15 protein-coding genes are annotated in these 17,665 nt (G+C 73.4%); 12 read left to right on the top strand and 3 right to left on the bottom strand.

Annotated elements, in window-relative coordinates; translation table 11 throughout:
* Window positions 1–43: 43 nt before the first annotated feature.
* The 7 genes from ACZ63F_RS15860 (at window position 44) to sucD (ending at window position 9,128) form a co-directional block, all read left to right on the top strand.
* Window positions 44–1,162 carry an ATP-binding protein gene (locus ACZ63F_RS15860; protein ID WP_352361762.1) on the top strand — a complete coding sequence of 373 codons (1,119 nt, stop codon included), beginning with the start codon at window positions 44–46 and terminating at the stop codon, window positions 1,160–1,162.
* On the top strand, window positions 1,159–3,537 hold the full coding sequence (locus ACZ63F_RS15855; protein ID WP_469711561.1) for a DUF5682 family protein: 2,379 nt from the start codon (window positions 1,159–1,161) through the stop codon (window positions 3,535–3,537). Before ACZ63F_RS15860 ends, ACZ63F_RS15855 begins: the two co-directional genes overlap by 4 nt.
* A complete protein-coding gene (locus ACZ63F_RS15850) occupies window positions 3,534–4,853 on the top strand; it encodes a VWA domain-containing protein (RefSeq protein WP_469711558.1) in 1,320 nt (439 codons plus the stop codon). Before ACZ63F_RS15855 ends, ACZ63F_RS15850 begins: the two co-directional genes overlap by 4 nt.
* Window positions 4,854–5,057: 204 nt before the next feature.
* Entirely contained in the window at window positions 5,058–6,032 is a 975-nt protein-coding gene (locus tag ACZ63F_RS15845; protein ID WP_469711556.1) for a hypothetical protein, read from the top strand.
* A gap of 234 nt (window positions 6,033–6,266) precedes the next feature.
* Window positions 6,267–6,584: a hypothetical protein gene (locus ACZ63F_RS15840; RefSeq protein ID WP_469711555.1), complete on the top strand. Its 318-nt coding sequence runs from the start codon at window positions 6,267–6,269 to the stop codon at window positions 6,582–6,584.
* 450 nt (window positions 6,585–7,034) lie between these two features.
* Window positions 7,035–8,216 (top strand): ADP-forming succinate--CoA ligase subunit beta, encoded by a 1,182-nt coding sequence (sucC, locus tag ACZ63F_RS15835; RefSeq protein WP_352361772.1) that lies wholly within the window; start codon window positions 7,035–7,037, stop codon window positions 8,214–8,216.
* Between the two features lie 27 nt (window positions 8,217–8,243).
* On the top strand, window positions 8,244–9,128 hold the full coding sequence (gene sucD / locus ACZ63F_RS15830) for a succinate--CoA ligase subunit alpha (RefSeq protein ID WP_093499555.1): 885 nt from the start codon (window positions 8,244–8,246) through the stop codon (window positions 9,126–9,128).
* A 204-nt stretch (window positions 9,129–9,332) separates the two neighbouring features.
* Here sucD and ACZ63F_RS15825 read toward each other — a convergent pair whose 3' ends face one another.
* On the bottom strand, window positions 9,333–10,175 hold the full coding sequence (locus ACZ63F_RS15825; protein ID WP_469711551.1) for an RNA polymerase sigma factor: 843 nt from the start codon (window positions 10,173–10,175) through the stop codon (window positions 9,333–9,335).
* 96 nt (window positions 10,176–10,271) lie between these two features.
* On the opposite strand from ACZ63F_RS15825, the gene ACZ63F_RS15820 reads away from it, so the two are divergent.
* Complete coding sequence (locus ACZ63F_RS15820; protein WP_469711549.1) at window positions 10,272–12,068, top strand: cell division protein PerM; 1,797 nt, start codon at window positions 10,272–10,274, stop codon at window positions 12,066–12,068.
* 27 nt (window positions 12,069–12,095) lie between these two features.
* Here ACZ63F_RS15820 and ACZ63F_RS15815 read toward each other — a convergent pair whose 3' ends face one another.
* Complete coding sequence (locus tag ACZ63F_RS15815) at window positions 12,096–12,887, bottom strand: hypothetical protein (RefSeq protein ID WP_469711546.1); 792 nt, start codon at window positions 12,885–12,887, stop codon at window positions 12,096–12,098.
* A 357-nt stretch (window positions 12,888–13,244) separates the two neighbouring features.
* Between ACZ63F_RS15815 and purN the strand changes: the two genes are divergently transcribed.
* Both purN and purH read left to right on the top strand, forming a co-directional pair.
* Window positions 13,245–13,874, top strand: coding sequence for a phosphoribosylglycinamide formyltransferase (gene purN / locus ACZ63F_RS15810; protein ID WP_457722681.1), 630 nt, complete (start codon window positions 13,245–13,247; stop codon window positions 13,872–13,874).
* Window positions 13,871–15,454: a bifunctional phosphoribosylaminoimidazolecarboxamide formyltransferase/IMP cyclohydrolase gene (gene purH / locus ACZ63F_RS15805; protein ID WP_469711544.1), complete on the top strand. Its 1,584-nt coding sequence runs from the start codon at window positions 13,871–13,873 to the stop codon at window positions 15,452–15,454. Before purN ends, purH begins: the two co-directional genes overlap by 4 nt.
* An 81-nt stretch (window positions 15,455–15,535) precedes the next feature.
* On the opposite strand, the gene ACZ63F_RS15800 is transcribed toward purH, so the two are convergent.
* Window positions 15,536–16,126 carry an RDD family protein gene (locus ACZ63F_RS15800; RefSeq protein WP_469711542.1) on the bottom strand — a complete coding sequence of 197 codons (591 nt, stop codon included), beginning with the start codon at window positions 16,124–16,126 and terminating at the stop codon, window positions 15,536–15,538.
* 230 nt (window positions 16,127–16,356) lie between these two features.
* Between ACZ63F_RS15800 and ACZ63F_RS15795 the strand changes: the two genes are divergently transcribed.
* On the top strand, window positions 16,357–17,166 hold the full coding sequence (locus ACZ63F_RS15795; RefSeq protein ID WP_469711539.1) for a bifunctional methylenetetrahydrofolate dehydrogenase/methenyltetrahydrofolate cyclohydrolase: 810 nt from the start codon (window positions 16,357–16,359) through the stop codon (window positions 17,164–17,166).
* Window positions 17,156–17,626, top strand: a complete 471-nt coding sequence (locus tag ACZ63F_RS15790) for a DUF3017 domain-containing protein (protein ID WP_351957688.1) — start codon at window positions 17,156–17,158, stop codon at window positions 17,624–17,626. Before ACZ63F_RS15795 ends, ACZ63F_RS15790 begins: the two co-directional genes overlap by 11 nt.
* Window positions 17,627–17,665 lie beyond the last annotated feature (39 nt).

Raw genomic sequence — 17,665 nt, 5'->3', positions numbered from 1 at the left:
GGACACCAGATCCGAACCGGCCGAGCTGGAGGGGGCCTCAGCCATGACTGTGTCCGTGGAACCGACCGACCCGACGACCGTCGAGAGCGCGCTGCGACCGCATGCCGAGCACGCCTTCGCCGCCGAACTCGCGGCACTGGCCGCACAGGACGACCGGCCGCGCCCGGCCCGCTGGAGGCTCTCCCCGTGGGCGGTGGCCACCTACCTGCTCGGCGGCACACTGCCGGACGGCACGGTGATCACACCGAAGTACGTCGGCCCGCGCCGGATCGTCGAGGTCGCCGTCACCACCCTCGCCACCGACCGCGCCCTGCTCCTGCTCGGCGTGCCCGGCACCGCCAAGACCTGGGTCTCCGAGCACCTGGCCGCCGCCGTCAGCGGCGACTCGACCCTCCTCGTGCAGGGCACGGCCGGCACCCCGGAGGAGGCGATCCGCTACGGCTGGAACTACGCGCAGCTGCTCGCCCACGGCCCCAGCCGGGACGCCCTCGTGCCCAGCCCCGTCATGCGGGCCATGGCGGAGGGCATGACGGCGAGGGTCGAGGAGCTCACCCGGATCCCCGCCGACGTGCAGGACACGCTGATCACGATCCTGTCCGAGAAGACCCTGCCCATCCCCGAGCTGGGCCAGGAGGTGCAGGCGGTCCGCGGCTTCAACCTGATCGCCACCGCCAACGACCGCGACCGGGGGGTCAACGAGCTCTCCAGCGCTTTGCGCCGCCGTTTCAACACCGTGGTGCTGCCCCTGCCGGACAGCCCGGACGCCGAGGTCGACATCGTCGCGCGCCGCGTCGACCAGCTCGGCCGCTCCCTCGACCTGCCGGCCGTGCCCGACGGCATCGAGGAGATCCGCCGCGTCGTCACCGTCTTCCGCGAGCTGCGCGACGGCGTGACCGCCGACGGCCGCACCAGGATCAAGTCGCCGAGCGGCACGCTCTCCACGGCCGAGGCGATCTCCGTCGTCACCGGCGGTCTCGCCCTGGCGGCGCACTTCGGGGACGGCGTGCTGCGGGCCGGTGACGTCGCCGCGGGGATTCTGGGAGCCGTGGTCCGCGATCCGGCCGCCGACCGGGTCGTCTGGCAGGAGTACCTGGAGACGGTCGTCCGCGAGCGGGACGGCTGGAAGGACTTCTACCGCGCCTGCCGCGAGGTGAGCGCATGAGCGACGACACGGCGTGGCGGCGGTCGCCCGGCCCCGGGCCGCTGCTGCTGGGGGTACGGCACCACGGGCCCGGCTCCGCGCGGGCGGTGCGGGCCGCGCTGGACGCCGCCCGGCCGCGGGTGGTGCTGATCGAGGGGCCGCCCGAGGCCGACGCGCTGATCCCGCTGGCCGCGGACCCGGAGATGCGGCCACCGGTCGCGCTCCTCGCGCACGCCGTGGACGAGCCAGGCCGCTCGGCGTTCTGGCCGCTGGCCGACTTCAGCCCCGAGTGGGTGGCGCTCCGCTGGGCCCTGGAGCACGAGGTCCCGGCCCGCTTCATCGACCTGCCGGCCACGCACACGCTGGCGTGGGAGCGGCAGGAGGACCCGTGCGAACCGGACGGCGGGTCCGGCAGCGGGCAGCAGCAGATCCGGGTCGACCCCCTCGCCGCGCTCGCCGAGGCCGCCGGTTACGACGACCCCGAGCGCTGGTGGGAGGACGTCGTCGAGCACCGGGGCGGGGGGGCGGAGCGGGACGTGTTCGCGCCGTTCGCCGCGGTGGCGGAGGCGATGGGGGCGCTGCGGGAGACGTACGGGGCCGGCGGCCGCGACCGGGATCCCGTGCGGGAGGCCCACATGCGGCTCAGGCTGCGCGCCGCACAGCGGGAGTTCGGGGAGCAGGTCGCGGTGGTGTGCGGGGCCTGGCACGTGCCGGCGCTGCACGCGAAGACCACCGTCGCCGCCGACAGGGAACTGCTGAAGGGGCTGCCCAAGGTCAAGGCGGACCTGACCTGGGTGCCGTGGACGAACCGCCGGCTGGCGCGGGCGAGCGGCTACGGCGCGGGCATCGACTCGCCGGGCTGGTACGGCCATCTGTTCCGCGCCCCGGACCGGCCGGTGGAGCGGTGGCTCACCAAGGTGGCGGGACTGCTCCGTGAGGAGGACCGGATCGTCTCCTCGGCCCACGTCATCGAGGCGGTACGGCTGGCCGAGACGCTCGCGGCGATGCGCGGTCGCCCGCTGCCCGGCCTCGGCGAGACGACCGACGCGGTGCGGGCGGTGCTCTGCGAGGGCTCGGACGTCCCGCTGGCGCTGGTGCACGACCGGCTGGTGGTCGGGGACGTGCTGGGGGAGGTGCCGGAGGCGGCGCCCGCGGTGCCGTTGCAGCGGGACCTGGCGCGGGAGCAGCGCCGGCTCAGGCTGAAGCCGGAGGCGCTGGAGCGGGAGCTGGAGCTCGACCTGCGCAAGGAGATCGACGCGGGGCGCAGCCGGCTGCTGCACCGGCTGCGGCTGCTCGGCGTCGGATGGGGGGAGCCCGCGCAGTCCCGGGGGAGTACCGGTACGTTCCGGGAGACCTGGCGGCTGCGCTGGGAGCCGGAGCTGTCGGTGCGGGTGGCCGAGGCGGGCGTGTGGGGGACGACCGTCGAGGGCGCGGCGACGGGCAGGGCCGAGGCCGACGCGGTGCAGGCGAGCGACCTCGCCGACGTCACCGGGCTCGCCGAGCACTGCCTGCTCGCCGGGCTGCCGGACGCGCTGCCGGTGGTGATGCGGGCGCTCGCCGACCGGGCCGCGCTGGACACCGACGTGGGCCGGCTCGCCCAGGCCCTGCCCGCCCTGGTCCGCTCCCTGCGCTACGGCGACGTGCGGGGCACCGACACCCGGGCGCTCGCCGAGGTCGCCGCGGGTCTCGCCGAGCGGGTCTTCGTCGGGCTCCCGCCGGCCTGCGCCGCCCTCGACGCGGATGCCGCCGACGAGATGCGCGGCCATGTGGACGCGGTGCACACGGCGGTGGGCCTGCTCGGGGAGACGGCGGCGCAGGCCGGCTCCGGTCACTCGGACCTCCGCCTCCGCTGGCGGGCCGTGCTGCGCACGCTCTCCGGGCGGGACACCGTGCCCGGGGTGCTGCGCGGACGGGCCGTGCGGATCCTGCTCGACGAGGGGGAGCTGGATCCGCAGGAGGCGGCGCGGCTGATGGGTCTGGTGCTCTCGCCGGGAACCCCGCCGGCGGCCGCGGCCGCCTGGATCGAGGGGTTCGTCGGCGGCAGCGGCGGGGGCGGGATGCTGCTGGTGCACGACGAGCGGCTGCTCGGCCTGGTCGACGCCTGGCTGACCGGGGTGCCGGCGGAGGCGTTCACGGACGTGCTGCCGCTGCTGCGCCGGACGTTCTCGGTGTACGAGCCGGGGGTACGCCGGACGATCGGCGAAATGGTGCGCCGTGGCCCGGGGGAGCGGCTCCGGGGCGGAACGGGGCAGGCCGGCGGGACACCGGGGTTCGGCGCCGAGCCGGACACCGGGCGTGCCGACGCCGTACTGCCGGTGCTGCGCCTGCTGCTCGGCCTCGACGAAGGGGAAGAGGCGGAGGAATCGGACAACGACCTTGTGGGGGCGGGGAGATGACCACGGACGCGACGGCGGCGACGGACGCGACGGCGGCGACGGACGCGACGGCGGCGACGGACGCGGGCACGGGGACCGGGACCAACACCGGCACCGGGACCAACACCGGCACCGGGACCAACACCGGCACCGGGACCAACACCGGCACCAACACCGGCACCGGCACCGCTGATCCCGCGCGGGAGCGGCTGCGGCGGTGGCGGCTGGTACTCGGGGGCGAGGCCGCCGACGGGACCGGGTGCGCGCTGTCGGGGCGGGACGCGGCGATGGACGGGACGCTGGCCGCGCTGTACGGGAAGGGGGACAGACCGCAGTCGGGGCGGGAGCGTTCGGCGGGGCTGGGGGCGTCGGCGCCGTCGGTGGCGCGCTGGCTCGGGGACATCCGGACCTACTTCCCGTCGTCCGTCGTGCAGGTCATGCAGCGTGACGCCATCGACCGGCTCGGGCTGGCCGCGCTGCTGCTCGAACCGGAGATGCTGGAGGCGGTGGAGGCGGACGTGCACCTGGTCGGCACGCTGCTCTCGCTCAACAAGGCGATGCCGGAGACGACCAAGGAGACGGCACGGGCGGTCGTGCGCAAGGTCGTCGAGGACCTGGAGAAGCGGCTGGCCACCCGTACCCGGGCCACCCTCACCGGCGCCCTCGACCGCAGCGCCCGCGTCAGCCGCCCGCGCCACCACGACATCGACTGGAACCGCACCATCGCGGCCAATCTCAAGAACTACCTGCCCGAGTACCGGACGGTGGTACCGGAGCGGCTGGTCGGGTACGGGCGGGCGTCGCAGTCGGTGAAGAAGGAGGTGGTGCTCTGCATCGACCAGTCCGGGTCGATGGCGGCCTCGGTGGTGTACGCCTCGGTGTTCGGGGCGGTCCTCGCGTCCATGCGGTCGATCGACACCCGGCTGGTCGTCTTCGACACCGCGGTGGTCGATCTCACGGACCAGCTGGACGACCCGGTGGACGTCCTCTTCGGCACCCAGCTCGGCGGCGGGACGGACATCAACCGGGCACTGGCGTACTGCCAGTCGCAGATCACCAGGCCCGCGGAGACCGTCGTCGTCCTCATCAGCGACCTCTACGAGGGCGGGATACGGAACGAGATGCTGAAGCGGGTCGCGGCGATGAAGGCGTCGGGGGTGCAGTTCGTGGCGCTGCTCGCGCTGTCGGACGAGGGCGCGCCGGCGTACGACCGGGAGCACGCGGCGGCGCTCGCGGCGCTGGGGGCACCGGCGTTCGCGTGCACGCCCGACCTCTTCCCCGAGGTGATGGCGGCTGCGATCGAGAAGCGGCCGATCCCGGTACCGGACACCGTCTGACGCCGGGCCCGAAGGGTGACTTGTCGACTCGGCGATGTCAGGCACCGGGCGCCAAAACGGACATGACTACCCATCGGTAACGGGGGGCTTGCGCGACCTCGGGAGTCCCGTGCGAGGATCGAAGTCTCCACGGGTCTTTCACCGGCCTTCACGCCGTTGGGCCCCTTCTGCTCCGTTCCGCCGCACGGGAGGATCCTCCCCGCCTTGACCTCGCCAGCAGTTCTGCCCGGTGCCGCCGTGCGCGTGTTGCGTACGGCGCCGGGGCGGCGTGCGCTGTACCTGGCGCTGCTGGTCGGCGGACTGCTCGCACTCGGTCTCCTCTGCGGGCAGCGGGCACAGGCGGCCGAGGGGGTGCCGCCGACTCCGTTGTCGGCACCGTCGCTGAGGCCGTCAGCGCCGTTGCCGGCGCTGACGGCGGTCGTGACGTCGGCGGTGCCGCAGAGGCTCGCGGTGCGGGACGCGGTGACGCCGCATCGGGAGCCGGCGGCGGTGCGGAAGCCCGTCGTCAAGGCCGTGCCGGTGGTGGACGGCGTCGGCGAAGCCGTGCGGGCCGTGACCGGCACGGTGGCCGACACCGTGAACGACACCGTCACGAGGACCGTGTCCTCTCCCGTCGCCTCGGCCCTGACCGGCACGCTCACCGAGACGCTCACCGAAACAGTGCGGCAGGTGACCAAGCTGCCGGTCGTGCCGGTGGTGCAGGTTCCGGAGCTGCCCGTCGTCTCCGGCCCGCAGGCCGGGGCGGATCCGGCACCCAAGACCCCGGCGCCCGGCCCCGCGCAGGCGCAGCCGCGGACACCGGTCCCGCACGTCGCCGGGCACGACACGCGCCGTACGGAAGCCGCGACGGCGGCGCCGGCCACTGCCGCCTCGTACGGCCCGCGGAACAGCGCCGCCGTGACCTTCACGTCCGGCAGGGCGCCGCACACCGACGGGCACCGCGCCGGCCGCGCCACCGACCGCGCCGCCGGCGCTCCTGCCCACCCCGCACCCGCCGGAGACCCGGACGGCGTGCTGGGCAAGGCCGCGGTGGACGCCGCCCCCTCCCGGCACGGTGACGCACAGGCCGTGACCTTCGCCGACCGGGCGCCGCTCGGGCTCGCGACCGGTGCCGCCGCGCGTACCGACGCGGCCGGAACCCTGGACAGGTACCGGGACATCCCCCTCTTCCCCGGCTAGGACCGGCGGCCACCTTCCCCGCCACAGACCTGCCGCGCGGGGGCGGAACAGGTCTGCCCGCCCGCCCGGACCCCCGCGGAGATCCCCCTTCCGGACTCCGTGAGCACGCCTCGGTACCCCTGCCGACGCTCCGGGTGGCGATGTCCCCAGCCGCGCTTCCGGCCCCACCGGAAGCTCTCCCGGCTCCGTACGCGCGCGGAAGACGCGCCGGAGCCCCGAAGGACTGACGCACGCATGAACGAGTACATCGGCCGTTCCATGGTCATAGCCGCAGGCGGGAGCTGGACGGGGGCGTTCGGCCGGCCCGCGGCGGCCCGCGCCGGGGAGACGCCCGCCGATCCGGGCCGGGCGGCCCGGATCCGTGGCGCCCAGGCCATCCAGGGCGCCCGTGCGGCCCGCGCCGCGACGGCCACGGCCAGGGCGCAGGCCACCGCCCGGGCTCACGCCCAGGCCCTCCAGGACCGCGCCGCGACCATGCTCACGGACACCGCCGCCGGCCAGTTCCTCTCGGCAGGCAGCTTCATGTCCCCGGAGGCCGGCCGCCGGGCGTAGGCCTGGGCGACCCGCTTCCCGCGACTCCGTGGGCGGCTCGGTGCGGACGGCCGAACGCCGTCGGTCCGTCCGGCCGGAATCCCACGGTTCGGGGCGGCCCTCCCCCTGGGGCGGGGGTTGCGGCCGCCCGGCCCGAGGACCGGAAATCCTCCGGGCCTGAGGCCTCACCGGGCCAACCCCAGCCCGGTGAGGCCTCGCCCTTCGCACGCGGGGCGGCACGCCGTGCCACCGAAACCCCGGTTACCCGGCATCATGTGACAGGTATCACCGCTCAGGTGTGACTCCCGATTTAGAGACCCCCAGCGAGCGGCGATAATCTGCGAGACGGACATGCCGCGCGCTCGGACACCGTGTGCGCACCCCTTGTGACCCATGCGGACGTCACGTTGCCCTTCGCGGCACGCCCACGCATCCAACGAACCGCGAGATCACTGATAGGGACGGAAGCGCGTGGACCTGTTCGAGTACCAGGCGAGGGACCTCTTCGCCAAGCACGATGTACCGGTGCTGGCCGGTGAAGTCATCGACACGCCTGAGGCGGCGCGCGCGATCACCGAGCGGCTGGGCGGCAAGTCCGTCGTCAAGGCGCAGGTGAAGGTCGGTGGCCGCGGCAAGGCCGGTGGCGTCAAGCTGGCCGCCTCCGCGGACGAGGCCGTCGCCCGGGCGACGGACATCCTCGGCATGGACATCAAGGGCCACACGGTCCACAAGGTGATGATCGCCGAGACGGCCCCGGAGATCCTCGAGGAGTACTACGTCTCCTTCCTCCTCGACCGTGCCAACCGCACCTTCCTCTCCATCGCCTCCGTCGAGGGCGGCATGGAGATCGAGGAGGTGGCGGCCACCCGCCCCGAGGCCGTCGCCAAGACGCCCATCGACGCGATCGACGGTGTGGACCTCGCGAAGGCCAAGGAGATCGTCGCCGCGGCGAAGTTCCCGGCCGAGGTCGCCGACAAGGTGGCCGACGTCCTGGTCCGGCTGTGGGACACCTTCATCAAGGAGGACGCCCTCCTGGTCGAGGTCAACCCGCTCGCGAAGGTCGCCTCCGGTGACGTCATCGCCCTCGACGGCAAGGTGTCGCTGGACGACAACGCCGAGTTCCGCCACGCGGACTGGGCTGAGCTCCACGACAAGGCCGCGGCCAACCCGCTGGAGGCCGCCGCCAAGGAGAAGAACCTCAACTACGTCAAGCTCGACGGCGAGGTCGGCATCATCGGCAACGGCGCGGGTCTCGTCATGAGCACCCTGGACGTCGTCGCGTACGCCGGTGAGAACCACGGTGGCGTCAAGCCCGCCAACTTCCTGGACATCGGCGGTGGCGCGTCCGCCCAGGTCATGGCGAACGGCCTGGAGATCATCCTGGGTGACCCCGACGTCAAGTCGGTCTTCGTCAACGTCTTCGGTGGCATCACCGCCTGCGACGAGGTCGCCAACGGCATCGTGCAGGCCCTGAAGCTCCTGGAGGACCGCGGCGAGGACGTCTCCAAGCCGCTCGTCGTCCGCCTCGACGGCAACAACGCCGAGCTGGGCCGCAAGATCCTCACCGACGCCAACCACCCGCTGGTGCAGCGCGTCGACACCATGGACGGCGCCGCCGACAAGGCCGCCGAGCTGGCAAACGCCGCCAAGTAAGCACTCAGGACGAGGACACAACACACCATGGCTATCTGGCTCAACAAGGACAGCAAGGTCATCGTCCAGGGCATGACCGGCGCCACGGGCATGAAGCACACCAAGCTCATGCTGGGCGACGGCACCAACGTCGTGGGCGGCGTGAACCCGCGCAAGGCGGGGCAGACCGTGGACTTCGACGGCACCGAGGTGCCCGTGTTCGGGACCGTCGCCGAGGCCATCGAGAAGACCGGCGCCAACGTCTCCGTCATCTTCGTGCCGGAGAAGTTCACCAAGGACGCGGTCGTCGAGGCCATCGACGCCGAGATCCCGCTGGCCGTCGTGATCACCGAGGGCATCGCCGTGCACGACTCGGCGTCGTTCTGGGCGTACGCCGGCAAGAAGGGCAACAAGACCCGGATCATCGGCCCGAACTGCCCCGGCATCATCACCGTCGGCCAGTCCAACGTCGGCATCATCCCGGGCGACATCACCAAGCCGGGCCGTATCGGCCTGGTCTCGAAGTCCGGCACGCTGACGTACCAGATGATGTACGAGCTCCGTGACATCGGCTTCTCGACCGCCGTCGGCATCGGTGGCGACCCGATCATCGGCACGACGCACATCGACGCGCTCGCCGCGTTCGAGGCCGACCCCGACACCGACCTGATCGTGATGATCGGTGAGATCGGTGGCGACGCCGAGGAGCGGGCCGCGGACTTCATCGCGAAGAACGTGACCAAGCCGGTCGTCGGCTACGTCGCGGGCTTCACCGCGCCGGAGGGCAAGACCATGGGTCACGCCGGCGCCATCGTCTCCGGTTCGTCGGGCACCGCCCAGGCGAAGAAGGAGGCCCTGGAGGCCGCGGGCGTCAAGGTCGGCAAGACCCCGACCGAGACGGCGAAGCTGGCGCGCGAGATCCTCGCCGGCTGAACAACTGCGTGACGGTATGCCGGTAGGCCCGTTCCCCGAGGTGGGGGCGGGCCTACCGGCGTTTTCACTCGCCCGCGCTTGTGGGGTGCCGCTGAGAAGGGGCGGCTGGACTGCGCCCCGTAAGGGGCGCTGGGGGTACCCCCGGCCGAAGGCTGGAGGAGGAACTGCGCGACCAGCCCCCACCGGCCGACAGCCGAACGACGGCTATCTCGCCACCGGTACCACCCTCTCCGGTCCGCTGTCGGCAGACTTCCGCAGCTTCGCCTGCAACGCCCGCTCCCCGGCGGACAGCGGCCCCATCCCCACCTCCGCCGGCACCCCGCTGATCGCCTGCGCCGGGCCGATCGGCGCCTCGTAGTGCGTCGGCGCCGTCCGCAGCGTGAGGGTCGTCGCCGCGATGATCGTCGCCGTGAAGGCGAGGGCGGACCGGGTCCAGAAACGGGTCCGCCGTTCGGCGTACGTCCGCACGGTGGGCGGCTGGGCCGCCCGCAGCCGCTCCGTCGAGGCCAGCTCGGCCAGCCGCCGGTGCAGTGCGGCGGGGTCGGCGAGTTCCGGCACCTGGCCGGCGACCAGCCGCCGCGCCCGGGTCAGCCGGCCGGCCGCCGCCGGCGTGCTCGCCTCCGTCTCCGCCGCGGTCTCCGGCAGGTCGAGGCCGATGCCGTCGTACAGCAGCAGCGTGCGCCGGTACGTCGGCGGCAGCTTCAGCAGCGCCTCCAGGAGCGCGCGGTCGGCCGCATCGGCCGGCGGCGGCTCGGGGTGGCGGTAGCGCAGCCGGAAGCGGTGCCAGGGGGAGAGCGCACACTCGTGCGCCGCCGCCCGCACCCAGCCGGCCGGATCCCGGTCGCGGGCCACCTGGGGCCAGTTCTGCCAGGCCAGTTGGAAGGCCCGCTCGACGGCCTCCTGCGCCAGCTCCCGGCGGCCGGTGAGCAGGTAGGCCTGCCGCACCAGGGCCGGGGCGCAGAACGCGTAGAGCGCGTCGAAGGCCTGAGCGGGCGTCAGAGCGGGTGACGGTCCGGCCTCGTGGGCATGACCGGGGCTCTGCGTCATCGGGCGCACCTCCCTTCGAAAAAGCACATAAACATATATTGAGCGACACTTCGGCTGTTCACCGGTTACGACGGGAAAGCGCGTGTCGTTGGGAGCATGGCGGTCGTGATTCGGATGACCGCCCGCCGACCGTCGTTGTCCTCCCGCCGGCACTCGTCGCCGCCGCTGCTCAGCCGGGTGCGCGACCGTTCCCCGGGGCTGGGCGCGAGCCTGGCGGCCGGTGCGCTCGCGGCCGGACTCGGACTCGGGTCCTTCGCCGTGCTGGCGACCGCGCTGTGGGTGAGCTCGCCCTACCCCGACAGCGGACCGGGTGGGGCGCTGCACGTCGCGGCCGCGTTGTGGCTGCTCGCCCACGGTGTCGAACTGGTGCGTACCGACACGCTGTCCGGAGTGCCGGCGCCGGTCGGGGTGACACCGTTGCTGCTCCTCCTGGTGCCGGCGCTGCTGCTGCACCGGGCGGCGCGGTACGCGGTGGACGCGCCGGACGGCGACGACCCCGACGCCCCGCCGCCGGTCCGCGCCCGTACGGCCTGGGCCGGGGTCGTCGCCGGCTACCTCGGCGTCGGCGGCTGCGCCGCCCTGTACGCGTCCGGCGGCGCGCTGCGGCCGCAGTGGGCGTGGGTGGCGGTCTCTCCGCCTCTGCTCGCGGCGTGCGCGGCGGGCGCCGGGGTGTGGACGGCGTACGGCCGGCCGCGTGAACCGCTGCTGCGCCTGGTGCCGCTCCTGCCGGGTGCGGTACGGCGGCGGCTGCTCGGGCGCGACACATGGGTGCGGTGGGGTACGGCCCTGCGCGCGTCGCTGGCCGCGGCGGCCGTGTTCCTCGGCGGCGGCACGCTGCTGCTCGCGGTGTCGCTGGTGGGGCACGGGGACACCGCGCGGGCGTCGTTCCTGCAGCTGACGGAGGGCTGGACGGGCCGGTGCGCGGTCCTGTTCCTCTGCCTCTCGCTGATCCCGAACGCGGCGGTGTGGGCCGCGTCGTACTCCGTGGGCCCCGGCTTCGCGCTCGGCGCCGGGCATCATGTGACCCCGCTGGCCTCGGATCCGGCACCGTTGCTCCCGCCCTTCCCGCTGCTGGCGGCGGTGCCGCAGCACGGTCCCGGGACCTGGGTGCACTGGGTGGCCGGGGCGGTGCCGGTGGTGGCCGGCGTGACGGTGGCGTGGTTCGTCGCGGCGCGGGCGGCCGAGCGGCGCTGGTCGGCCGAGCGCACGGCCGGGGTGGCGGCACTGGCGGCGCTGCTGGGCGCGCTGCTGCTCGCGGCGCTGGCCGAGCTGGCGGGCGGCCCGCTGGGCGTCGCCGCGCTCGCCTCCTTCGGCCCGGTCTGGTGGCAGACGGGCGCGGCGGCCGGCGGCTGGCTCCTCCTGGTGGGCCTGCCGACCGCCCTGACGCTGCGGGCCTGGCGGAGGGAGGGCGCCGACTCGCTCGCCGCGTGGCTGGGCTTCGCCGGGCGGAAGCCGCGGGACGGGCAGGCCACGGAGCAGGAACGGGCGCAGGCGAGCCGGACGCCGTCGGCCCCGGCCCGGACCTCGACCCCCGCTCCGGACCAGCCGCCGGCGGCGACCCCGGCCCCGGTCTTCGTGGCCGGACTGCTGCCCGACCAGGCCGACGGCGACGGCGACGCCTCCGAGCGGTACGAGGCGCTGCCGGCCGAGCCGCACGATCGCCTCCCCGTCGACCCCCTGCCCGGCGACGCGCGGCCCGGCCATGCGCTGCCCGGCGACGCGTGGCCCGGCGAAGCGCTCCCCGTCGCCCCGCTGCCCGGCGAGTTGCAGCCCGTCGACCCGCCGCCCGGCCCCTGGGAGGACGAGGCGGCGCGCAAGGCCCGCTGGACCGCGCTGCGGAAGCTGTCCGAGCCGACGGACGAGGACGAGGGCGAGGACCCGGACGGCCCCTGACCGCCCGGCCCCGTCACCTCCGCGGCGTCAGCTGTTCCCGCTCCCCAGGACCCCGCGCAGCTCCTGCGGCAGCAGGTGGTCGCAGGACTGCTTGGCCTCGTTGGTGAGGGCGTCCGAGACGCAGGTGTAGTAGTCGCGGTAGACCATCTGGGCCGTGAAGTTGGCCGCCACCAGGGCCAGCGCCAGGGACGCCGTGACCAGGCCGCTGATCGCCGCCGTCGTCTGGGGGCGGCCGGTGACCGCTTCGTCCGGGTCGCGCGGCTTGGCGCGGAGTGCGCTGATGCCCCAGTAGAGGGCCAGGGCGCCGAGCAGCAGCGCCACGTACGGCCAGCTGAAGAGCGCGAAGAGGAAGGCCCACATGCCGCACAGCAGGGCGTACCGCGCCCGCCGCTGGGCCGGGTCGGTCGGGTCCCAGCGCATCCCGGGGCCGCCGGGACCGCCGGGGCCGTTCTGGCCGCCGCCGCCCGGGCCGCCGTCGGGACGCTGGCCGAAGCCGCCGGACTGCCGGCCGGGCTGGCGGTCGCTCCACTGACTGCCCCACGGCGCTTCCCGGTCGTCGTCACCGGCTGGGCGGCGCGGCCGCCACGGGCTGTCCGGCGTGCCCTCCGGCGGCGGGGCGAAGGGGTTGTCGTCCTTCCGGCCGTCCTTCCGGCCGCCCTTCGGGACGTCCGTCGAGCCGTCCTTACGGTCGCCCTTCGGCCGGTCCGAGGGCGCGTCCGGCGGCGAGGCCGGCCGCTCCCGCAGCAGCACGGCGGAACCTGTCCCTCCCTGTACCGACTGCGGGGGGAGCATGCGAAGTCCCAGGCTGCGGTCCGGCATCAAGTGAGCGTCTTCCCCTAGATCAAGATGAACAGAACAGAGCTGATGGATGGGCTGGATACGGATACGGCTGGATACGGCGGCTGGCTGCGGGCGATCGGCACGGCGGCCGGAACGACCGCCTACCCCGTGAACGCGTCGTATCCCGGACGCGTTCCCGCCTCGCCACCTCCCAGACGCTACCTTCCGGCCACGCCCCCGTCCCGTGGGGGCCGCCCGGTGTGCCGGTATCGTTGCTGACGGTCGGCCGCTTCGTAGACTTCCCCGTATCCCGGGGCGCGAAGCACTCGTACGAATGTACAAAGCGGGTGCGGGGCCGGCCGCCGTACCGACGCTCCCCCGAGAAAGGGCCCCACCGTGGCCGCCAAGCCCGTGGCCAAGCGCCTCGTCGTGCTGGTCTCCGGATCCGGCACCAACCTCCAGGCGCTCCTCGACGCGATCGCCGAGCACGGCGCCGAGGCCTACGGTGCCGAGGTCGTCGCCGTCGGTGCCGACCGTGCCGGCATCGAGGGGCTCGCGCGTGCCGAGCGGGCCGGGATCCCGACGTTCGTGACCAGGGTGAAGGACTTCGCGACCCGGGAGGAGTGGGACCGGGCGCTGACCGCGGCCGTGGCCGCCCACGAACCCGACCTGGTGGTCTCCGCCGGCTTCATGAAGATCGTCGGGAAGGAGTTCCTGGCGCGGTTCGGGGGGCGGACCGTCAACACGCACCCCGCCCTGCTGCCCAGTTTCCCCGGGGCCCACGGCGTACGGGACGCGCTCGCGTACGGCGCCAGGGTCACCGGCTGCACCGTCCACTTCGTCGACGACGGCGTCGACACCGGGCCGATCATCGCTCAGGGCGTGGTGGAGGTCCGGGACGAGGACGACGAGAGCGCGCTGCACGAGCGCATCAAGGACGTCGAGCGAAGGCTGCTCGTCGAGGTCGTGGGGCGGATCGCCCGCAACGGCTATCGCATTGAGGGACGAAAGGTAGTTATCCAGTGACCGCCGAGAGCACTGTCACGGCCGAGAGCGGCAAGCGGGCCATCCGTCGCGCGCTCGTCAGCGTCTACGACAAGACCGGGCTCGAAGAGCTCGCCCGCGGGCTGCACGAGGCCGGTGTCGCACTCGTCTCCACCGGCTCGACCGCCGCCCGCATCGCCGCCGCCGGCGTGCCCGTCACCAAGGTCGAGGAGCTCACCGGCTTCCCGGAGTGCCTGGACGGCCGGGTCAAGACCCTGCACCCCAGGGTGCACGCCGGCATCCTCGCCGACCTGCGCCTCGAGGACCACCGGCGCCAGCTCGAAGAGCTCGGCATCGAACCGTTCGACCTCGTGGTCAGCAACCTCTATCCGTTCCGCGAGACCGTCGCCTCCGGCGCCACCCCCGACGAGTGCGTCGAGCAGATCGACATCGGCGGTCCTTCGATGGTCCGCGCGGCCGCCAAGAACCATTCCTCGGTCGCGATCGTCACCAGCCCCGCCCGCTACGCCGACGTCCTCAAGGCCGTCGCCGAAGGCGGCTTCGACCTCGCCACCCGCAAGCGGCTCGCGGCCGAGGCCTTCCAGCACACGGCCGCGTACGACGTGGCGGTGGCCTCCTGGTTCGCCTCGGAGTACGCGCCGGTTGACGACTCGCAGTTCCCCGACTTCCTCGGCGCCACCTGGGAGCGCGCGAACACCCTGCGCTACGGCGAGAACCCGCACCAGCCCGCCGCCCTCTACGTCGACGCCGCCGGTGGCGGTCTCGCCGAGGCCGAGCAGCTGCACGGCAAGGAGATGTCGTACAACAACTACACGGACACGGACGCCGCGCGCCGTGCCGCGTACGACCACGACGAGCCGTGCGTCGCGATCATCAAGCACGCCAACCCCTGCGGCATCGCCGTCGGTTCGGACGTCGCCGAGGCGCACCGCAAGGCGCACGCCTGCGACCCGCTGTCCGCGTTCGGCGGGGTCATCGCCGTCAACCGGCCGGTGAGCCGGGAGATGGCGGAGCAGGTCGCGGAGATCTTCACCGAGGTCATCGTCGCGCCCGACTACGAGGAGGGGGCCCTCGAAGCCCTCGCCAAGAAGAAGAACATCCGGGTGCTGAAGGCGCCGGGTGCCCCCGCCAACCCCGTCGAGGTCAAGGCGATCGACGGCGGTGTGCTGCTCCAGGTCACCGACCGCCTGCAGGCCGACGGCGACGACCCGGTCAACTGGACCCTGGCCACCGGCGAGGCGCTGAGCCCCGAGGAGCTGCGGGAACTCGCCTTCGCCTGGAAGGCCTGCCGGGCCGTGAAGTCCAACGCCATCCTGCTCGCCAAGGACGGCGCCTCGGTCGGCGTCGGCATGGGCCAGGTCAACCGCGTCGACTCCGCGAAGCTCGCCGTCGAGCGGGCGGGGGAGGAGCGGGCACGCGGCTCCTACGCCGCCTCCGACGCGTTCTTCCCGTTCCCGGACGGCCTGGAGATCCTCACCGCGGCCGGCGTCAGGGCCGTGGTGCAGCCGGGCGGTTCGGTCCGCGACGAACTCGTCGTGGAGGCCGCGAAGAAGGCGGGCGTGACGATGTACTTCACCGGGACGCGCCACTTCTTCCACTGAGCCGCCACGGCAGAAGAGCGCAGACACAAGGGCCGTGTCCCCCGCAGCGGGGGACACGGCCCTTGGGGTGCCGGTGAACGCTCAGTTGCTGCGGATCACGATCGTGCCGCAGACCTTGTCGGCGAACGTCTGGCGCTTGGCGTCCCACGCCGGCCACAGCCAGCCCAGGTAGCAGGCGAGGCTGTCCAGGATGTGCGCGATACGGCGCACGAACGCCATGCCGACGCCGATCGGCTGGCCGGTGGCCTCCTTGACCAGGCGGATGCCCAGCGCCTTCTTGCCGATGGTCTGGCCGGTGCGGCCCTCCATGATCAGCTGCCAGATCGCGAGGCCGAGGATCGCCAGGCCGCCGATGATCCCCAGCACCGCGGCCTTGCTGCTGAAGAGCACCAGGATGTACGGCACCAGGAAGACCAGGCCGTCGACGATCGTGCCGCCGAAGCGCTGGCCCCAGTTCGCGTACGGCGGCGTCGCGCCGTAACCCTGCTGCGGGTAGCCGTAACCGCCCTGCTGGGGGTAGCCCAGCTGCTGTGGGTAGCCGTAGCCCTGCTGCGGCGGGACGCCCTGCGGGGCCTGCTGGTAGCCGGGCTGCTGCGGGTAGCCGTAGCCGGGCTGGCCCTGCTGCGGGTCCTGCGGCTGACCGTAGGGGTTGTTGGGCGCGCCGAAACTCATGACGGGTTTCCTCCGTTTGACCTGCGGGGACGACGCGGACAAGGACGGAGGTACGTCATGAACTGAGCGGTTTTGCCCCCCACCGGACCGCGGTACTGCGCCGTTCATCGTTGAGTACGGGCGAGTTGTTGTCCAGTCCGATTAGCGATGTGTTGTGCAAGTGCAACATCATTGATCATGACCGCACACCCGACTGGAACCGGGAGACCGGCATCCGCGAGGATGGAGCCATGACCGCCCAGATTCTCGATGGCAAGGCCACCGCAGCCGCGATCAAGTCCGATCTGACCGCCCGCGTGGCGGCGCTGAAGGAGAAGGGCGTCACGCCCGGCCTCGGCACGATCCTCGTCGGGGACGACCCCGGCAGCCAGAAGTACGTCGCCGGCAAGCACCGCGACTGCGCCCAGGTCGGCATCGCCTCCATCCAGCGCGAACTCCCGGCCACCGCGACCCAGGAGGAGATCGAGGCGGTCGTCCGCGAACTCAACGGCGACCCCGCCTGCACCGGTTACATCGTCCAGCTGCCGCTGCCCAAGGGCATCGACGAGAACCGCATCCTGGAGCTGATGGACCCGCACAAGGACGCGGACGGCCTGCACCCGACGAACCTCGGCCGCCTCGTCCTGAACGAGCCCGCGCCGCTGCCCTGCACCCCCAACGGCGTGCTCACGCTGCTGCGCCGGTACGGCGTCGAGATCAAGGGCGCCGAGGTCGTGGTCGTCGGCCGCGGGGTGACCATCGGCCGACCGATGCCGCTGCTGCTCACCCGGCGCAGCGAGAACGCCACGGTGACCCAGTGCCACACCGGCACCCGGGACCTCGCGTCGCACCTGAGGCGCGCCGACATCATCATCGCCGCCGCCGCCGTCCTCGACGTCGGTGTCTCCCGCAACGCCGACGGCAAGATCGTCGGGGACGTGCACCCCGGGGTCGCCGAGGTCGCCGGGTGGCTCTCGCCGAACCCCGGCGGGGTCGGGCCGATGACCAGGGCGCAGCTGCTCGTCAACGTGGTCGAGGCGGCGGAACGCAGTGCCGGCTGAGCAGGCGCACGACGACGAGCCGACGGTCCGCGACGCGATCAGCGCTCCGGACGCGCAGGGGCGGCCCCGGCGGGCCACGCGCCGCTTCCCGCTGTTCACGCGGGACACCGCCCGCCCCGAGGGGGGCGGCAGGGCCGCGTCGGGGGACCTGCCGGCGCCGGCCCGGCAGTGGCCGATGCTGGTGGTGCTGGCGACCGTCGCGCTGGGGCTGCTGCTGACCTCGCTCGACCAGTTCCGGGTCGGCGCGCTGCTGATCGGGGCGGCGCTGCTGGGCGGGGCGGTGATGCGGTGGATACTGCCGAGCGTGGGGATGCTGGCGGTCCGGTCGCGGTTCACGGACATCGCCACGTACGGGGTGCTGGGGCTGGCCATCGTGCTGCTGGCGCTGATGGCGCAGCCGAAGCCGTGGCTGGTGATTCCCTATCTGAAGGACACGCTGCATTTCACGATGAAGAACTAGGCCGTTCCGTTCCGTTCCGTTCCGTTTCGGCTGCGGGTG

Source organism: Streptomyces sp. NPDC104761, from assembly GCF_055583445.1.
The sequence above is the reverse complement of the archived record's forward strand: the minus strand, read 5'-3'. Positions and strand labels throughout refer to the sequence as shown.

Coding starts and splice junctions, on each gene's coding strand:
- ACZ63F_RS15825 (WP_469711551.1), bottom strand. CDS start 10,175: ATGACGCAGAGCCCCGGTCATGCCCACGAGGCCGGACCGTCACCCGCT.
- ACZ63F_RS15840 (WP_469711555.1), top strand. CDS start 6,267: ATGAACGAGTACATCGGCCGTTCCATGGTCATAGCCGCAGGCGGGAGC.
- ACZ63F_RS15860 (WP_352361762.1), top strand. CDS start 44: ATGACTGTGTCCGTGGAACCGACCGACCCGACGACCGTCGAGAGCGCG.
- ACZ63F_RS15820 (WP_469711549.1), top strand. CDS start 10,272: ATGGCGGTCGTGATTCGGATGACCGCCCGCCGACCGTCGTTGTCCTCC.
- ACZ63F_RS15855 (WP_469711561.1), top strand. CDS start 1,159: ATGAGCGACGACACGGCGTGGCGGCGGTCGCCCGGCCCCGGGCCGCTG.
- ACZ63F_RS15815 (WP_469711546.1), bottom strand. CDS start 12,887: ATGCCGGACCGCAGCCTGGGACTTCGCATGCTCCCCCCGCAGTCGGTA.
- ACZ63F_RS15800 (WP_469711542.1), bottom strand. CDS start 16,126: ATGAGTTTCGGCGCGCCCAACAACCCCTACGGTCAGCCGCAGGACCCG.
- sucD (WP_093499555.1), top strand. CDS start 8,244: ATGGCTATCTGGCTCAACAAGGACAGCAAGGTCATCGTCCAGGGCATG.
- ACZ63F_RS15795 (WP_469711539.1), top strand. CDS start 16,357: ATGACCGCCCAGATTCTCGATGGCAAGGCCACCGCAGCCGCGATCAAG.
- ACZ63F_RS15850 (WP_469711558.1), top strand. CDS start 3,534: ATGACCACGGACGCGACGGCGGCGACGGACGCGACGGCGGCGACGGAC.